Here is a 17,270-nt window from a genome sequence, read left to right as displayed (position 1 = left end):
TAATCACAAGCTAACAATTTAATTAAATATGTCACTGGTTGTGAGTGTGATTAATTCATTATTCAGAATGCTGGCTTGTTTATATCAAAGGTTAGTGAGCTTAATTTCGCGCGGGTAGCATCTTGTGTGCTGGTTCAAGTTTAAGACTCATCTGTAACAGAACATAAAAAAGGGACTCCTAGGAGCCCCTTGTTAATTTTAAAATGACCTTAATATTAGTGAGTCATCTTATTTTTGATCAGCACACAACGCTGCTCTATTTGACGGGTTTCCAGTAGATTACGGCGGGTAAGGTTAGATAGCCCAGTTTGGCGATCAAGTACTTTGTCCAATGCCGCTATGCTAGTGTAATTACAATCGGTTGGGATGAGGAAATGGCTATAATTACGCATAAATACTGGCCCTTTTTTGTCCATATCCATTAAGCTCGCCAGACGCTCTTCCGCTGTAGCTGCGCTTAATAGTTTTTGCTCAGCAGGATAAAGATTTTGCATAATAATCCGCTGTTTGGAGAAAGGCAGGCTGTCTAGATGGACTTTACTTAACCAACGACGTTTTGCGGCCGCTTCAGGGCGGATCACTTGTGCCGCAAGTGCCGCTTTTTCACCAGAGTCTGAATTATCCTTGGCAGCTTCTTTGGTTAAGCGCTGCAGCGCGTTAGGAAAATCATAGCGATTAAGCTGGGTGATGATTGCCCATCGTAAATCTTGATCTAAGGTTAATCCCTTGATTTTTGTTTCACCGTCAATGAGTTGCGCTAAATGACGCAGTGAATCTCTATCGCTTGCTAAACTGACATACGCATTGAACCAGATCCGTTGGAAGTCATTATCTCCTTTATTTTCCATTGCTTTTCTCAGACTCATTTGGCTTAAGCCTTTAATTGCATTTTCAGCGTAGTTTTGCTGAATAGGGGCGATCTGCGCGAGATATTCCTTCGAGCGCAACATGCTATCGATGATCTGACCAACAATTGTGTAGTCCGTCTCAGCGGGCGCGTTAACAAACACTGTGCTTAGGTATTGATCTAAGCTCAATTTACCTTCGCGGACGCTGTCCCACAGACTTTGCCACAGCATAGATCGCAGTAGTGGATCGGAAATATTACTCAGTTGTTGTTTTGCGGTATTAAATGACTTGTCATCAAGCTCGACTTTCACAAAGCCCCAATCATCAAAGTTTGGATAGACTAGGTCTGGGCAGCGCTCACCAATCAGTTGTTTAACTTCGGTACGCTCGCCTTTGTAAGTCACTGGCACTGTAATGTCATTTCGCAGATCAAAGCGACCTTGGGTAAATAGAGCCACCTGGACTTTTTGTTCACGTAATGTGGGTAGTTCTGCGCTTGCAGGGAGCTGTCGTAGGCTAAATTCGCTGATTCGGTTGCCCTCACAACGATATTCCGCCTTGATGGTGTTAACGCCCGCGCTGTAGAGCCATTCTTGAGTCCATGCACTTAAATCGCGGCCAGCGGCTTTCCCTAGGCTATTGATAAAATCGTCTAACTCAGCGTTTTGATAACTGTATTGTTTTAAATAGTTACTGACGCCACGACGAAACACCATGTCGCCGAGTAAATGGCGTAATTGTTTCAGCGTTGATGCGCCTTTTTGGTAAGTGATAGCATCGATATTGTCGAAGGCGTTCTGAGTCGTTGCTACGGGTACTTCAATGGGGTGCGTGGTGACTAAGCTGTCTTGCTCATAGGCTTTTTGCTTACCTTTAGCGTAGAAGGTACGCCAAGCATTAGTGAACTCTGTGGCTTCTTGAGTCGCAAGTGTGCCCATAAATGAAGCAAAACTTTCATTTAACCACAAACCGTTCCACCATTTCATGGTGACGAGATCGCCAAACCACTGGTGCGCCATTTCGTGCATGATCACGCCCGCAAGATTTTGCTTCTGATCCGCTGTCATAGCTGCTTTATGAAGGAAGATATCTTCGGAAAAGGTCACTGCGCCCGCGTTTTCCATCGCGCCATAAAGGAAGTCGGGCACTAGAATTTGATCGTATTTCTTAAAGGGATAAGGAATACCAAAGTAATTATCGAAAAAAGTTAACCCTTGTTTTGTATAGGTAAACCAATCTTGCTCCGTGACTTGATTTGCAACGGATTGACGGGCGAACAGGCGCATAGGATAGCGGCCTGAGTTGTCTTGCCACATGTGATAAGGGCCCGCGTGCATCGAAAAGTTATATGGGCTTAGCTTAGGTGTTTGTGGGAAAGTCCAACGATTGTAAGCACCCGCAGGGGTGATTTGGCTTTCACGCATCGAGCTAATGACTTGCCAGTCTTTGGGCGCTGTTACCGTAATTTGATAGTTAGCCTTGAGATCCGGTTGGTCGAACACTGCGAACATCTGCTGAGCTGCAGCGGGTTCAAAATGAGAGTAGAGGTAGACCTTGCCATCGATTGGATCTTTAAAACGGTGTAAACCTTCACCATTGGTGCTGTGGGCACGGCTAAATTGCACTTCTATGGTATTTTCACCTGAGGTGAGCAAACGCGTATTTAAGCTGATGTAAGCGCCATTGTAATTGGGGTATACGGCGGTACCGTTGATGATAAAGCGTTTTATCTGCGCCTTGTTTAAATCTAAGCTCAGTTGTTTTGGCACTTCACTTAATTGAAATGTCACTTTGGAGGTGGCGGAAAACTCGGCATCCCCTGTGAGCTGAAAATCCAAGTCATAGTGAATATCGGAGATGACCTGCGAGCGAAGCGCAGCCTGATATTGGCTAATATAAGCGCTAGCATCACGTGGACCCGTATTGAGTGTACTTTGGGTTGCACACGACATTAATGTGCCGCAGGTAAGGGCAACGAGACTGGCTTTAAACAAGTTCACAACTTAAATCCTTCAGCGATTTGTTTTGTTTTCTGCTTGGATGTTTGCATTCAATATCGTGTGTGTAGGTTTGCCTTTGTGGCAAATTATCCCTCGCGCCAGCGCCAATTTTGAGCATCATCATCGCAGTGTATTTTGGCCGAGTACACTACCTTATTTACCTTGGATTACCAATGTTAAAAATGTAAAAAAAAGCCAGCGTTAACGCTGGCTTCTTGAGATTACTGTTTGGCAGAATTAAGTGCCAATAGGACAATTACATGCCTAAGAAAGACTTAGACTTCATCTTACGGATTTCTTTTTCATCAGACCATTCGATAAGGCCTGTTTCTAAATCCATTAAACGCATTGTCATCTTATAGTAGACATCTTTAGTGCTACCGTCTTGCTTCACTATGCTAGATAAATTGCCATATAACATGTATTGAGCGCCAATTTGACGACCAAACTTGATGGCGGTTGATGGGTCAACCATGCCAGTGTTGTTTTGGTAATCCAGTTGTTTACGGACTGAATCTACTTTAGTCATGTCGATAAAACGGAACTTGCCTGAGCGCAATAATTTGTTACTGATAGAGTCAGTGACAGACTCAGTGTCGATATGTTCTGAGGTTTTGTTTTTGATGCTATCAACAAATAAAATCGGGCGGTCATTGGCTGTTATTGCCACGATAGGAGGGAAAGTCATCATGCTATCCACCATCTTGGCTGCAATAGCTTGTAGATCCGTCGAGCCAAAGTTCTCATTGACGGTTTCAACTTCTGTGGCATCGCCATATTCGACTTTAGATTGACATGCTGCTAGACCCATAACGGCTGCCAGTACAAAAATCAGTTTAAATTGTTTCATAGTCAGTTCCATTTTGTGATTGTATAAACTTAATGACACACGTCTTATTCAAATACCACAACCTCTAGGCTAAATGATTATTGAATAAATTCGGGTGTAATTACCAGTATCAATTGCCCAGACTAAGGTGGTTTTGCCTGCTGCAACATCAATTTTAGCCGGTGGCGCTTTGTCTAACTGCAAAGTGTATTCACCTGCACTCAAATAACGCCGCCCGATCTGTGCTTGTTTAGGGAGCGTCAGCCAACTACGACGATCCGCTTGTTCTGTTACTACGTTAAAAATCTGCATCGCTATACTGCCAATATCGGCAGCATTGTTCCCTGGTTTACCACTCTTCTCAATCTGATAGGCCATCTCAGATTTAGCATAGACCCTAGCGACTTGACGAACTAGAGTCGCGGGCAGATCTTCCTTGAGTGCTGTGATGGCTAAGGCATCGATATTGGCAATAGGTTCAGTTTTCAGCACTGTACCTAAACCTTGCACTTGCGTCTCTGGCACAAAAGTATTGTTTGGCATGTAGGTAGCGAGTGACACTGTCTGCCAGTTACCATGGATAGTAAAAGGTACAGTGAGAGCTTGTTTTGCTGGCACAAAGCCGCGCTCGACCATCAAAATTACTTGGCCATCTTTGGGGTTGGGCAATTTAGCATCGCCCCAACGGCGCTTAAACTCATCATACTGTGGCATGCCGAGTTGCTTGGCGAGGCGGACCAGATCTTGCTGTAAATAGGTGTTATCTGGAGTGATTTGTGCTGCTTTACGATAATCGATATAGGCATCGTTCGGCTCACCCAGCACTTCGTGCAGTACGCCAGTCGTGTAATAACTGTAAGCGTTTAAGAAAGAACTGGTGACTGTGCCCGCGGCTTGTCCTAGTTTGTTAACCTCGGCATCTATGGTGCCGTTTGCCATGGCTTGAACTGACTTTTGTGATTTTTGATAGCGTTCTTGCTCGCTGCTCTGTAGTTCGTTACTGCGACGAACTTCGACTAGAGCCCCCTGATAGTCGCCACTAAACAAATAGTTAAGAGCTTGGTATTGGTGCAGCATAATGCGTTCATATCCAGGGCCCCGGTACGGAATCGCATTGTCGTTTAACACTAAGCTGCTGGCTGTTGCGCCAATGTCACTAACGCTGATTTTGGCCTTATCATCAAAGGCGGTATAAGCATCTACTGCTTGCTGATAATATTTTTTACTGGCAGCAAAATCGCCGGCGACTTGAGCAATACGTCCCGCTTCTTGGGCATAGAGTAAGCCGTCATTGCCATTGATATTACTGGCAAGTTTGTCGATATCGGCCATGGGAGTCGCACTATTAAGCTCTTGTTTGAGTGGTTCAATCTGCGCAGGATAATTAATGAAAATACTGTTATAAGCGCAGCCCGATAAGTTTAAAACCAATCCCATTGCCAAGGTTGGCGCAATAAATGCGCGAGAAAAAGGTGTAACGAAGGACAGTTTCATTATTGCGCTTCACCTTTTTTGATGGATTGGGCTGAAATCGCCTGAGTCTGTTCTGGCATAAGTGAACGCTCGAGTAATGTGATCCCTTGAAGGTGATCAAATTCATGTTGAAAAATCCGTGCAATAAAGCCCGTTAATTCAGTTTGTTGCCACTCGCCTTGTAAATTTTGATAGCGTACTTCAATGGCTTGATGTCTTTGTATCGTAAATCTTTGCCCCGGTACAGATAAGCAGCCTTCTTCTCCGCTGACCAACTCGCTTGATGCATTAATTATTTGCGGATTAACCACGACCACAGGCGCCATATTAGGCGCGTCGGGATAACGCTCATTAGGGCGAGAAGCCATAATAAATAAGGCTAAAGGGCTGTGAACTTGGGGGGCTGCGATACCAACGCCATTGGCAGCGTCCATGCTGGCAGACATTTGCTCGGCAAGATGCACGAGCTCTGCATCGAAATGGTGCACTGTGATTGCAGTCTGCCTTAGAATGGGTTCATCCACTAACGCTATGGGTAATAGAGTTGGGGTTTCTTTTGGCATTAAATGTTTAAACATCGCATTCCCTGGATATTTTGCAGTAACTGTTTTTTTAATCAAAGTTAACATCTAAAGCGTCAGTGTTAATAATGTGGTGGTGGCGTTTCTTCAGCCTGAGTCGCCATATTACTTGGTTCCATGTCCTGCAACTTACCAATTAACATGTGAATTTGGTGTTGCTGGTGAGCCACCAGTCGATTTAATTTGATGACCTCTTGGTTTAATTCTTCGACTGTGAGCTCTTGAAAAGCCAATTTGGTTTCTAGATCTTCAATCTGTGCTTGTACGCCTTGCATGGCTAACCTCTATTTCTGCCAAGTTTCAACTAAGCCTTGGCTACTGATACTAACGACTTTATTGGTATCTCGAATTGCCACAGAGTATACAACGGCTCCTCGATTTTGGCTGTTTTTAGTGAGTGCAACCTGCCATTTTTCAATTTGTTTACCCGAGTCACGTTGCCAGAGTATAACTTCCCGCGCTGGCGTACCTGTTAATATCTGGCTGTCTTGTTTGATAAACCTCACCGCTGAAAAGTTCATTTGGCGACGGGTAATATCCAGCTTATTTAACAGCTTACCGCTTGTGTTATCCCAGATTTTTGCTTCATCTGTGCTGCCATTGGTAAAACTTAAACTACCACTGTCGTTGAGTGCCACTTTGGTTATACGGCTGCCGAGTGTCCACGTATGAAGCGGTTGGCCAGTTTGTGCCTGCCAGAGAATCGCCTGCATATCATTTGACCCCGTTAATGCTAATCGGCCATCAGCAGAGAGGGCAACACTATTGACGCGCTCTTTATGTCCAAGAAATTTGATTAAGGCAGATTTTTCGGCATTAAGCGACATGACTGAACCATCATTTAAACCAATAAGTAGTGCGCCATTATCTGCTACCGCGACACTTTCACCGGATGAAGGTAAGGACCACCAGCCCAAAGGCTTACCGTCGGCTATTTTCCACATAGCAACTGAATCTCGGCTTAACGATGCTGCAAATATCCCGTTGGGAGAAATCGCTGTACCTGTGACGCCAGTATTAATATCGCCATGTATCCATTGGTATTTGAGGGTGTGGGTACTGAGATCCCAGCATTGAACTCCACTACTTTGAGTGGCAACTAAGGCGAATTGCCCATTACTTGATAGGCTCGCGCTATAGCTGGGCTCTGTTGTGAGAACACTGATATCTTCTGCTTTGGGGTGGCAAGCGATTAGAAAAACTGTGCAAATTACCAGCAGTAGATTTTTCTTCATGAACTTGCTCCCTAAGTTGTTGTCTTTAGACTTGATCAAGTGACATTAATCACTGTTAACCCATAAAGAATCTAGTTGGTATAACCGAGATAACTAGTATAAAGTTGTCACGCTTAGGTTATTGTAACCGCTTGAGGATGCTGAGGAAGCTTTAATGAAATCGATTTATAAATTATCGTTAGTTGCATTGGCTATTATTGGCCTATCTGCTTGTAATCAAGAAGAAAAAGCAGCTACGAGTACAAATGTTGAATTAACGACTGAAGCTCAAAAAGAAGCTTACAGTGTAGGCGCTTCAATCGGTCGTTATATGTCTGGCCATATCAAAGAGCAAGAAGAATTAGGCCTGCCAGTTGATCGCACTCTGATCGTCACTGGTTTCACTAATGGTCTGAATGACCAATTAAGTTTAACCGAAGAAGAAATGCAAACCATTCTTCAAGGTCTAGATAAAAAGTTAAACGATAAACGTCAGGAACAAGCAACAGCGATTTCTGCGAAAAATATCGAAGATGGTAAAAAATTCCTTGAAGAAAACAAGGTTAAGCCTGGTGTAGTGACAACTGAGTCTGGCTTACAATATGAAGTATTAACTCCAGGCACGGGTGAAAAGCCTGCCGCAGAAGACACTGTAGAAGTGGATTATGTCGGTACTTTACTTGATGGTACTGAGTTTGATAGTTCTTATAAACGCGGCGAAGCGGCTAAGTTCCCTTTGAATCGCGTTATTCCAGGTTGGACTGAAGGCGTGCAATTAATGCCTGTTGGCGCTAAGTACAAGTTTGTGATCCCATCGGAATTAGCCTATGGCGTACGTGATACTGGTACTATTCCACCAAACTCTACGTTGATTTTCGAAGTTGAGTTGAAATCAATCGAGAAAGCTTCTGCGGCGCCAGTAGCTGAACCTGCTAAAAAGTAATTGATTAGCTGCGACGTGTAATACGCCGCGATTGAAAATACCGCTCCTAAATGAGCGGTATTTTTTTGTCTGTAAAATTCGCATTATTGTTTTAATATTTAGCTCACTATCTTACAGCCATTGGTTCTCAGACTGGCTCTATGTTTCATTTTTATACCCATTATCAACATTAATCTGCTGCAATAACCAAGGGTATAAATCATCCACTTTAGCAGTTTGACTGTTATGTTTATTTCAAAATAATGAATGCTAAATTAAGTTTTAATTATATCCATTACCTTTTAAGGACCCGTGTTCCTTATATTTTATTGGGTATTGCATACCGAATAATATCATCAAAATATCACATTAAAATATTGGTTATTATTTAAGCAGGGCACTAAGTGCTTTGAGCTTATGTGTATTGCTCTTACTGTTTGTTTTTACATGGCTAATACTTTTGATTTACCATCTTGTTCTGTTAGGTGAACAGTGATGTGTCTATAATTAGTTACTCATCAATGTGTTACATTGGCAATGTGCGATCTTGCCCTCTTTTTTTACGCATTCAACTCTGAAATAATCCGCTCGCACGTTAATAGAAGTTAGCGGCAATATTATAATAATGGGGTTGATGATATGGATAATGTTAATAAATTAACGGCTATTTCTTTAGCTGTTGCAGCGGCTTTGCCTATGATGGCAAGCGCAGATGTGATGATCACCGAATATGTTGAAGGTAGCTCAAATAATAAAGCGATTGAACTGTATAACAGCGGCGATACGGCAATTGATCTCGCGGGTTATAAACTGGTTCGTTATAAAGATGGTGCTACTGTTACGTCGGATATGGTGGCTTTAGGTGGTCAAACTATTGCGGCAAAATCGACAAAAGTTATTTTAAATACTAGCGGTACTATTACTGTTGCTCAAGGGGTTGATAGTTACTCTGGTAGTTTAAGTTTTAATGGCGGTGATGCGGTTGCCTTAATGAAAGATGATGCAGTCATCGATATTATTGGTGATGTGCCGACGCCAACGGGTTGGGGATTAGACGTTACCTTAAAACGTAAATTAGATGCGTTAGTGGCGAATACAGTATTTAATGCCGCCCAGTGGGAACAATTACCTAAAGATACCTTCTCTGGTTTAGGTTCTCTAGAAACGCCTGCTGAGCCAGAAGTGCCGCTCTTTAGCTGTACTGGCGCTAAAATTGTGCCTATTTATCAAGTACAAGGTGCGGGCGAGTCGAGCCCATTTGTACCAGCAGGGGCATTCGAATCTGAAGCCGAAGTGACTGTGCGTGGCGTAGTGACTGCCCGTGGTGAAAGCTTGTTTAAAGGTTTTTACTTACAAGAAGTTAAGGGTGATAACTCACCGTATACCTCTGATGGTGTATTTGTATTCTTAGGTGAAGCTGCACCTGAAGCGATTCAACCAGGGGTTGAAGTGTGTGTGCAGGGTAAAGTGAAAGAATACTTTGGCCTAACTCAAATCGATATTAAAGCCGATAAGAAATTTGATGTTGGCGCTAAGGGTGAAGTCCCTGTTGCCGCCCCTTTCTATGTGGCCGATGGCGAAACCTTAGCGCAAGCATTAGAGCGCTATGAAGGCATGAATGTGGCCTTAGATGCGGGCAGTGATCTTAAAATCAGCCGCACCTTCAGCTTCGACTATGCGGGTAGTCGCAATAACATGCTAGTGTCATATCAAGCACCTTTGATGAAGCCTACACAGCTGTATCCAGCGCTTTCTGCTGAAGCAACGGCATTAGTTAAATCTAACCGCGAAAACCAACTCTTTATCGAATCCGATTACAAGCCTGCCAATGGTGTTATTCCATACTTCCCTGATTTCAATGTGGAAACGGGTTACATCCGTGTTGGCGATCAACTGACTAACCTGCAAGGTGTGATTGGTTACAGCTACGGCGCTTATCGTTTAGTGGCGACTAATACTATTACAGCGGGTGATTTTATCCGTGGTGACGATAGAACTGAAGCCCCAAGTGTTGCAACTAAGGGTGATCTGCGCGTGGCTAGCTTTAACGTGCTGAACTTCTTTAACGATGTTGATGGTGGCGATACCAATCCATCAGGCAGTAACCGTGGCGCCCTAACGCTGGAAGAAATGGTGCTGCAACGTACTAAAATCGTTAGCGCTATTACCGCTATGAACGCCGATATTGTGGGTTTGATGGAAATTGCTAACAACGGTTTTGGTGAGAAGAGTGCTATTAAGGATTTAGTCGATGCACTAAATGACAAGCAGACGCCTGAAAACGCCTATAGCTTTGTTGAAATCACCGATGCTGATAAGTATGACGGCAAGTACTTTGGCACAGATGCGATCACTGTCGGCATGTTATACCGTGGTGGTAAAGTGACTTTAGCGGGGCCGCACAAGTTATCGGTACTCCAGAACAGCACGCCAGTGCTGGCAGCGTGACTCGTACTAAAGATGGCAAAACTGAGACTAACCCTGGTAATGATGCTTATCAACGTCACAGCTTAGCGCAAACCTTTAAAATCCATGATGAGTCTCTGACCGTAGTCGTTAACCATTTGAAATCTAAAGGCTCAGGCTGTTTAGAAGATTGGGCTAACTTCGAAGAGTCAGTTGATCCTGCGGATCAACAGGGCAAGTGTAATGCTTTCCGCGTATCTGCGGCCAAAGTCTTGGGTGAAACGCTAAAAGACGTGAAAGGCGACTTACTGATCATCGGTGATATGAATGCCTATGGTATGGAGGATCCTATCCGTGTACTAACCGACTTCGATGCGAGCAAGTCAGATCGTGACATCCTGACCGCTTCATGGACGACGCTCGACGGCAAAGTGTTTGAGCGCCAAGGCAGCAAGATTGAAAAAGGTTATGGCTTTATCAACTTGAACACGAAAGCCCACGGTGCAAGCACTTTCTCTTATAGCTATAACGGCGAGTTAGGTAACTTAGATCATGCTTTAGCCAATGCTAGCTTAGCCAAACGTTTAGTGGATATTGAAGATTGGCACATCAACTCTGTGGAATCTAACCTGTTTGAATACGTTAAGAAGTTCTCTGGTGATCTGGCTAAATCTGAAAATGCTTTTTCTGCATCGGATCATGATCCTGTGATTGTTGCTTTAAGTTATCCTGCGCCAGTAGTGCCGCCAAAACCTGAGCCAAAGCCTAAAGATGATGGCGGTGCTTTAGGTTATTTAGGTTTAGCACTGATGTCCTTGTTTGGTTTGCAGCGTCGTCGCCGTTAACCTGTACATGGGGTTAACTCACAAGTGCAATTTGTGAGCTAGACTGAAACAAAGGGATGGTTAACCATCCCTTTTTTATCTCTTTTTTTCAGTTTTTATTAGGAGTGAGTATGGATACCACCTCAAATCCGCTGAAAACCATGAATATCAAGGCGCCACTGTGGTTTTACTTTGTCGCAACGCTCAGTTTGTTGTGGAATATCATGGGGCTGATGGCTTTTGTGATGCAAATGACTATGACTATGACGCCAGATGCACTCGCACAGATGAGCCCAGATCAAATTAAACTCTATGAAACGACGCCAATTTGGGTTGATGCTGTGTTTGGCTTTGCCGTGGTTTCAGGGGTTCTAGGATGCCTATTATTGTTATTCAGAAAATTAATTGCTTATAAAGTGCTGGTCGCCTCGCTTATCGCTATTTTGTTGCAAATGACCTATGTATTTTGCATTCAGCAAGCGGCTGTGATGCTAGGAGCTGACGCGTTAATTATGCCAAGTGTAGTCGTGGTGTGGGGATTATTTCTTGTCTGGTTTAGTCAGCTAAGTACCACTAAATCTTGGTTAGTTTGAGCCTTATTTTTGCCGATATTGATGTGACCAGCTGAGAGTAAACTAGTTGAACTTCATCCACTTCACAGTAAACTGCTGATTGGTTTTATTGACTAGGAAGTTGCAATGAGTATTTGGTTTAGAGCTGTAACATTAGAGGATTGCGCGCGTTTAGACGGCGGTATGGGCGGCAAAGGCACCTTGATGCAGACTTTAGGAATTGAGATCAGTGAGATTGGCGACGATTACATGAAGGCCACTATGCCAGCCAGTCCGGCGGTGCATAACCCTTTGGGCATAGTGCATGGTGGCGCAAATGTCGCGCTTGCTGAAACCGTTGCCAGCTATGCGGCAAATTTCGCGGTGGATTTTGAGCAGTACTATTGTGTCGGTCAAGAAATTAACGCTAACCACTTACGGGCTTCCCGTAATGGGGTATTAACCGCCACGGCTAAGCCTATTCACTTAGGGAAGCGCAGCTCTGTATGGGAGATTTTAATCCACAACAGCGCGGGTGAACTGACTTGTATTTCACGGATGACGGCGGCTGTCGTTAAACGCTAAATGCAATGAGCCAGCTTATTACCTGTGGTGTGAATGGCGTATCAATCGTTTGATTTAAATAATATATAGATAAGGATTGGATATGGATAACGCTACAATTTGGGAATGGGTTGGTTATTTAGCTTCAGTGGTCGTTGCAATATCACTGATGATGTCAAACATTAAGAAACTGCGCTGGTGGAATCTCATTGGTGCGGCTTTATTTGTGGCCTATGGTGTGGCAATTGGGGCTTATCCTGTTGCCTTAGTTAACTTTTTTATCGTGCTGATTGACACTTATTATTTGGTTAAGCTTTATCGTGAAGCCGACTTATCCAGCAGTTAATGGCAGTGTATCAGCTTAACTCCGCTTTCTCGCACCGCACTTCGCTCCATTGTCCTGAGCAGCTATTTGGTTTTTCAACAGCATCTTAAGTGATGTGAGCGGACCATTGGCTGTGAGTCCGTGTAATTCATTAACTGTCTTGCCAAACTTATCTTTAATCTTTTTTTTAGATTGTATGAATCTAGTTTAATCGTTTTATTCTAAAATGGTAATTCTCTATTCTTGCTCTATCGACAACACGTCGCCAGCCAAGGAGATAAACCATGGCCACCATTTACGATTTAATTGAAACCTGGTTAACCAGCAATCAAGACTAAGGAGCAGGGCATGAGTCAACAACATCAAACAAGTCAGTACTTAACGAGCCAAAACGGCGCCCCAGTGGCCGACGATCAAAACTCACTGTCGGCGGGTGAACGTGGTCCTTTGCTATTACAAGATTGGCATTTAATTGAAAAGTTAGCCCATTTCAACCGTGAGCGTATTCCTGAACGTATCGTGCATGCCAAAGGTACAGGGGTTTACGGCACATTTACGCTGACTAAAGATTTAAGCGATTACACCATTGCTGACCATTTCAATGGTGTTGGTAAGCAAACCGAAACCTTTATTCGTTTCTCAACCGTAGGTGGAGAAATGGGTTCTGCCGACGCAGAGCGCGATCCACGAGGCTTTGGTTTACGTTTTTATACTGCCCGTGGTAATCACGATATAGTGGGTAACAATACGCCGACCTTTTTCTTGCGAGATGGGATTAAGTTTCCAGACTTTATCCATACGCAAAAGCGTAATCCTAAGACAAACTTAAAAGATCCGCAGGCTATGTGGGACTTTTGGTCATTGAATCCTGAAGCTATGCATCAAGTAACCATTTTGATGTCGGATCGTGGTATTCCGGCGAACTACCGTCAAATGCACGGTTATGGTTCACACACTTTCTCGCTGTGGAATGCCAAGGGCGAGCGTTTCTGGGTGAAGTTCCACTTTAAATCGCAGCAAGGCGTGGTCAACTTAACCAATGAACAGGCTGATAAATTAAAAGGGATTGATCCCGATTCATCACAGCGCGATATGGTGGTTGCTATTACTGATGGTAACTTCCCGCGTTGGACGGTTAATGTGCAGATTATGCCTGAGGCGGATGCCAATACTTACTATATCAATCCATTTGATTTAACTAAGGTTTGGCCGCATAGCGACTATCCATTAATTGAGATTGGTGTATTAGAGCTGAATCGTCTGCCACAAAACTACTTTGCTGAAGTTGAGCAAGTGGCATTAGCACCGAGTAATTTGGTCCCAGGCGTCGGGGCTTCACCAGACAAGATGTTACAAGCACGTTTATTTGCCTACGCCGATGCGCAGCGTTACCGCATTGGTGCTAACTACAACCAATTGCCAGTGAATTGCCCGCATGCCGCTAAGGCAAATCACCATCAACGTGCAGGTGCGATGGCGGGTACACAATGTCCTTATCATGGCAGCCAAACGGGTGGCGACGCTTCGGCAAACTATGGCCCGAACAGCACTGCTGATGCCTTGGTTGAGCCAGTAAACTTTAGCGAACCACCATTGCGTTTAGAAGGTGAAGCGGCGCGTTACAGTCGTTATAACCAAGACGATTATACCCAAGCGGGTAATTTGTATCGCATCTTCTCTGAAGCTGAGAAAGCGCGCCTAGTGGCAACAATTTCGGGTTCATTAAGTCAAGCGAGTTTAGATGTGCAGCAACGTATGGTGTCGCATTTTACTCAAGCCGATGCGGATTACGGACAACGTATTAAACTGGCATTAGGTCTTTAAACTGTTGCTGTTGCGAATGTTTGAATAAATAGTAGAAACGATAAAACTGAGTAGAAAGCCTCTACTCAGTTTTTATTATCAGCGACAACAATATTAACATTCTCGTTAATGTGCTCTTAGGCTGCGATGAGTACCGCGTTAGGGCTATTTAGCTGCTTTAACAATCCAAACGCTTGCTGCATTTTATCCTCGGTTACGATAAATCCTATAAATTTTTCATCCACGTCGAATGCTTTAATACAGCTTCCTTGAGCATCAATATCGACTTGCCAGCGATGGACGCCATTGACTGTTATACCGCTGAGCTGGATAGGTAACAGTGGCGTTTTCACTTTAATTAGCATGGCGGGAAAATTCACTGCTGTCGGTTGGTTCAGTAATGTGTTCGCCAGCGCATTGGCGCTCAGTAACGCAGGTTGCAAATAGGCCCTATTTTGGCCGTTGATTTGGGCGCAATCACCTAGCGCATAAATATGGGCATCGTTGGTTTGTAAACATTCGTTAACGACGATACCTTTATTGACCTCTAGCCCCGCATGCTGGGCAAGTTGACTGTTAGGGAGAAGTCCCGCTGCACAGATAACCGCATCACAAATAAACCGCTGGTCATTATCTAGGCACACAGAGATACTGCCATCTTGGTGTTGCAGTTGGCTGACTCGGGTTTGCAATTGCACTGTGACGTTATGCTGCGTTAGTACAGCGGTCAGTTTGTGGCTTAACATTTCGGGTAGCATATTCGGCATTAAGCTCGCTTGTGGATCGACCAAAAATACTTGCTTACCTGCAGTTGCTAAGTCCATTGCCAGTTCAACTCCGACCAAACCAGCACCGATAACCAGTACTCTCCTCGCACCATGGATGTCTGCTTCGCAGGCTTGATACTCCATTAAGCTGTTAACTGTGTGGATGATATCAACGCCATCCCCCTCTATAGGCGGAATAAAGGGCCGAGCACCCGTGGCAAGCACTAATTTTTCGTACGCAATTTCGCGTCCTTGATGGCAACAGACTACCTGACGAACTTTATCTATTTTTATGACTTCACAGTGATTTATTACATCAATTTGTTGTTCATGTGCAAATTCAGTCGCGGTCAATTTTATGAGGTCTGACGCCATTTTTTTAAGGCTAAACACATGGCTTAAATCTGGTTTATGGTATTCGTCACCAGAGTCGGCTGTGATAACTGTAATCGGTTGTTCGCGGTTTAAACGTCGCAGTGTTTTGACTAGCTGATATGCCGCGAATCCACTGCCGATAATGACGATTGGCTTAGGCATTAGTCACCTCATTTTTTATGACAGCGAAAACGCTTTTACCTAGGCCACATTCGGGACAGAGAAAGTCTTCGGCCACTTGAGTCCAAGGTGTGCCAGCAATGATATCTTGATTAGGTTCTCCTTTTTCAGGGTCGTAAATCCATTGGCAAATGGTGCAAATCATTGATTGTGTATCATTTAATTCGCACGCTTTTGTTGCAATCGGTGCCGTCACAGGGACGTTATTAGTAGCAGTATTTTCAGCTGTTTGACTGGCCGTGGTGGCTTGGCTAGGTTTTGACATGACTTGATTAATGATAGAGCGACTATTAGCGCTATCGAGGGGACGCAATGCCCATTCTCGCGCGATTCGCTGGCCGTGCTGACGGCATTCTTGCATCGCATCACGATCGGGACGCCATTTGACTTTTAATCCCACTGAGGTTTCAAAACCAGCATCCATCAAACGAGTGTGAATTCTATCGACTGCGCCGCCATTCCAGCCATAACTACCAAAAGCTGCCGCCTTTTTATTGCGAAAACGCAGGCCCGTGATTTCTTCAAGCATGGCGGCAATTTTAGGCATCATCACATTATTCATGGTGGATGAGCCGACTAAAATACCTTTTGACCTAAATGCCTGTGCAAGGATTTCGTTTTTATCATGACGTGCGACGTTATACACTTTTACCGCTACATTGGGGTCAACATCATGGATACCTTGAGCAATACCGTCGGCCATCATGCGAGTATTATTGGACATAGAGTCGTAGAAAATCGTGATGCGGTCTTCTTGATAAGCGTCGGCCCAAGCTAAATATTGGTGAATAATTTGGGCAGGATTATCACGCCACACAATGCCGTGTGAAGTTGCGATCATATCTACAGGTAAATTAAAGCTTAATACTTCGTGAATTTTAGCCGTCACTAGGCTGCTAAAGGGCGTTAAAATGTTTGAGTAGTACCGTAGGCATTGTTCCATTAATTCATTTTGATCAACCTCATCATTGAATAAATGTTCGTCGCAATAGTGTTGGCCAAAGGCATCGTTACTGAATAAAACCGCATCTTCGGTGAGGTATGTCATCATGCTATCTGGCCAATGCAACATAGGTGCTTCGATAAATATCAGTTGCTTACCATTGCCTATCGCTAAACTATCCCCTGTCTTTACGGTAATGAAATTCCATTCTGGGTGGTGGTGATGTCCTACAATGGAGTCGACCGCATTTTCACTGCAGTAAATTGGTGTGTTAGGAATTTTGGCCATTAATGCAGTCAGGGCGCCTGAGTGGTCTTCCTCTGCATGGTTCATCACAATATAGTCTATGTCGGTTAAATTAATTTCAGCTTCAAGATTTTGTAAGAATTGCTGGCTAAACCGATGATCAACTGTATCAATTAACACGGTTTTTTCTTCACGGATAAGGTAGCTATTGTAGCTTGTGCCTTTAGTTATCTTGTACTCAGTACCATGAAAATCTTGCACTTCCCAATCGCGTTGACCCACCCAGTGGATATTGTTTTTTACATGAATAGTCATAAGTACACCTGTGATAATTAATAATGAATGCGCTACGTAAATCTTGCTTATTTAGTTAAATCTCTTATTGCACTCACCATGCCAATATTTTAAGGTTTTGATT

At 43.9% G+C, this 17,270-nt stretch carries 13 protein-coding genes and 1 pseudogene; 6 read left to right on the top strand and 8 right to left on the bottom strand.

Annotation, left to right across the window (positions count from 1 at the left end):
- Nucleotides 1-215: 215 nt before the first annotated feature.
- The 6 genes from pepN to CKQ84_RS03020 all read right to left on the bottom strand — a co-directional run bounded on the left by pepN (nucleotide 216) and on the right by CKQ84_RS03020 (nucleotide 6,967).
- Nucleotides 216-2,849: an aminopeptidase N gene (gene pepN, locus CKQ84_RS03045; protein ID WP_105250049.1), complete on the bottom strand. Its 2,634-nt coding sequence runs from the start codon at nucleotides 2,847-2,849 to the stop codon at nucleotides 216-218.
- Nucleotides 2,850-3,105: 256 nt separating this feature from the next.
- Complete coding sequence (lpoB, locus tag CKQ84_RS03040; RefSeq protein WP_173246506.1) at nucleotides 3,106-3,699, bottom strand: penicillin-binding protein activator LpoB; 594 nt, start codon at nucleotides 3,697-3,699, stop codon at nucleotides 3,106-3,108.
- A gap of 69 nt (nucleotides 3,700-3,768) precedes the next feature.
- Nucleotides 3,769-5,172: a COG3014 family protein gene (locus CKQ84_RS03035; protein ID WP_105250048.1), complete on the bottom strand. Its 1,404-nt coding sequence runs from the start codon at nucleotides 5,170-5,172 to the stop codon at nucleotides 3,769-3,771.
- A complete protein-coding gene (def, locus tag CKQ84_RS03030; RefSeq protein ID WP_105252985.1) occupies nucleotides 5,172-5,729 on the bottom strand; it encodes a peptide deformylase in 558 nt (185 codons plus the stop codon). The genes CKQ84_RS03035 and def overlap by 1 nt, the downstream gene beginning before the upstream one ends.
- A 65-nt stretch (nucleotides 5,730-5,794) precedes the next feature.
- The gene (locus CKQ84_RS03025) at nucleotides 5,795-6,007 is read right to left on the bottom strand and encodes a SlyX family protein (RefSeq protein WP_006080410.1); all 213 of its coding nucleotides are present in this window, start codon (nucleotides 6,005-6,007) and stop codon (nucleotides 5,795-5,797) included.
- Nucleotides 6,008-6,016: 9 nt separating this feature from the next.
- On the bottom strand, nucleotides 6,017-6,967 hold the full coding sequence (locus CKQ84_RS03020) for a WD40 repeat domain-containing protein (protein ID WP_028761597.1): 951 nt from the start codon (nucleotides 6,965-6,967) through the stop codon (nucleotides 6,017-6,019).
- Nucleotides 6,968-7,121: 154 nt separating this feature from the next.
- Between CKQ84_RS03020 and fkpA the strand changes: the two genes are divergently transcribed.
- The 6 genes and pseudogenes from fkpA to katB all read left to right on the top strand — a co-directional run bounded on the left by fkpA (nucleotide 7,122) and on the right by katB (nucleotide 14,362).
- Nucleotides 7,122-7,889, top strand: coding sequence for an FKBP-type peptidyl-prolyl cis-trans isomerase (fkpA, locus tag CKQ84_RS03015; RefSeq protein ID WP_105250047.1), 768 nt, complete (start codon nucleotides 7,122-7,124; stop codon nucleotides 7,887-7,889).
- 618 nt (nucleotides 7,890-8,507) lie between these two features.
- Nucleotides 8,508-11,119: pseudogene (gene exeM / locus CKQ84_RS03010) on the top strand (extracellular exonuclease ExeM).
- A 110-nt stretch (nucleotides 11,120-11,229) separates the two neighbouring features.
- Nucleotides 11,230-11,691, top strand: coding sequence for a hypothetical protein (locus CKQ84_RS03005; RefSeq protein ID WP_105250046.1), 462 nt, complete (start codon nucleotides 11,230-11,232; stop codon nucleotides 11,689-11,691).
- A 105-nt stretch (nucleotides 11,692-11,796) separates the two neighbouring features.
- Entirely contained in the window at nucleotides 11,797-12,234 is a 438-nt protein-coding gene (locus CKQ84_RS03000; protein ID WP_105250045.1) for a PaaI family thioesterase, read from the top strand.
- Nucleotides 12,235-12,316: 82 nt separating this feature from the next.
- Nucleotides 12,317-12,559, top strand: a complete 243-nt coding sequence (locus CKQ84_RS02995) for a YgjV family protein (RefSeq protein ID WP_028761593.1) — start codon at nucleotides 12,317-12,319, stop codon at nucleotides 12,557-12,559.
- A gap of 327 nt (nucleotides 12,560-12,886) precedes the next feature.
- Nucleotides 12,887-14,362 (top strand): catalase KatB, encoded by a 1,476-nt coding sequence (katB, locus tag CKQ84_RS02990; protein WP_105250044.1) that lies wholly within the window; start codon nucleotides 12,887-12,889, stop codon nucleotides 14,360-14,362.
- Between the two features lie 116 nt (nucleotides 14,363-14,478).
- On the opposite strand, the gene norW is transcribed toward katB, so the two are convergent.
- Together norW and norV are read right to left on the bottom strand one after the other, a co-directional pair.
- Entirely contained in the window at nucleotides 14,479-15,645 is a 1,167-nt protein-coding gene (gene norW, locus CKQ84_RS02985; protein ID WP_105250043.1) for an NADH:flavorubredoxin reductase NorW, read from the bottom strand.
- Nucleotides 15,638-17,167 carry an anaerobic nitric oxide reductase flavorubredoxin gene (norV, locus tag CKQ84_RS02980; protein WP_105250042.1) on the bottom strand — a complete coding sequence of 510 codons (1,530 nt, stop codon included), beginning with the start codon at nucleotides 17,165-17,167 and terminating at the stop codon, nucleotides 15,638-15,640. The genes norW and norV overlap by 8 nt, the downstream gene beginning before the upstream one ends.
- Nucleotides 17,168-17,270 lie beyond the last annotated feature (103 nt).

Origin of the sequence: Shewanella sp. WE21 (genome assembly GCF_002966515.1) — a bacterium.
Lineage (GTDB): Bacteria > Pseudomonadota > Gammaproteobacteria > Enterobacterales > Shewanellaceae > Shewanella > Shewanella oncorhynchi.
This window is presented reverse-complemented; position numbering and strand designations above follow the sequence as displayed.

Excerpts from the sequence above, each read along its gene's own strand:
- lpoB (WP_173246506.1), bottom strand. The coding sequence starts at position 3,699 with ATGAAACAATTTAAACTGATTTTTGTACTGGCAGCCGTTATGGGTCTA.
- CKQ84_RS03035 (WP_105250048.1), bottom strand. The coding sequence starts at position 5,172 with ATGAAACTGTCCTTCGTTACACCTTTTTCTCGCGCATTTATTGCGCCA.
- def (WP_105252985.1), bottom strand. The coding sequence starts at position 5,729 with ATGTTTAAACATTTAATGCCAAAAGAAACCCCAACTCTATTACCCATA.
- CKQ84_RS03025 (WP_006080410.1), bottom strand. The coding sequence starts at position 6,007 with ATGCAAGGCGTACAAGCACAGATTGAAGATCTAGAAACCAAATTGGCT.
- CKQ84_RS03020 (WP_028761597.1), bottom strand. The coding sequence starts at position 6,967 with ATGAAGAAAAATCTACTGCTGGTAATTTGCACAGTTTTTCTAATCGCT.
- fkpA (WP_105250047.1), top strand. The coding sequence starts at position 7,122 with ATGAAATCGATTTATAAATTATCGTTAGTTGCATTGGCTATTATTGGC.
- CKQ84_RS03005 (WP_105250046.1), top strand. The coding sequence starts at position 11,230 with ATGGATACCACCTCAAATCCGCTGAAAACCATGAATATCAAGGCGCCA.
- CKQ84_RS03000 (WP_105250045.1), top strand. The coding sequence starts at position 11,797 with ATGAGTATTTGGTTTAGAGCTGTAACATTAGAGGATTGCGCGCGTTTA.
- CKQ84_RS02995 (WP_028761593.1), top strand. The coding sequence starts at position 12,317 with ATGGATAACGCTACAATTTGGGAATGGGTTGGTTATTTAGCTTCAGTG.
- katB (WP_105250044.1), top strand. The coding sequence starts at position 12,887 with ATGAGTCAACAACATCAAACAAGTCAGTACTTAACGAGCCAAAACGGC.
- norW (WP_105250043.1), bottom strand. The coding sequence starts at position 15,645 with ATGCCTAAGCCAATCGTCATTATCGGCAGTGGATTCGCGGCATATCAG.
- norV (WP_105250042.1), bottom strand. The coding sequence starts at position 17,167 with ATGACTATTCATGTAAAAAACAATATCCACTGGGTGGGTCAACGCGAT.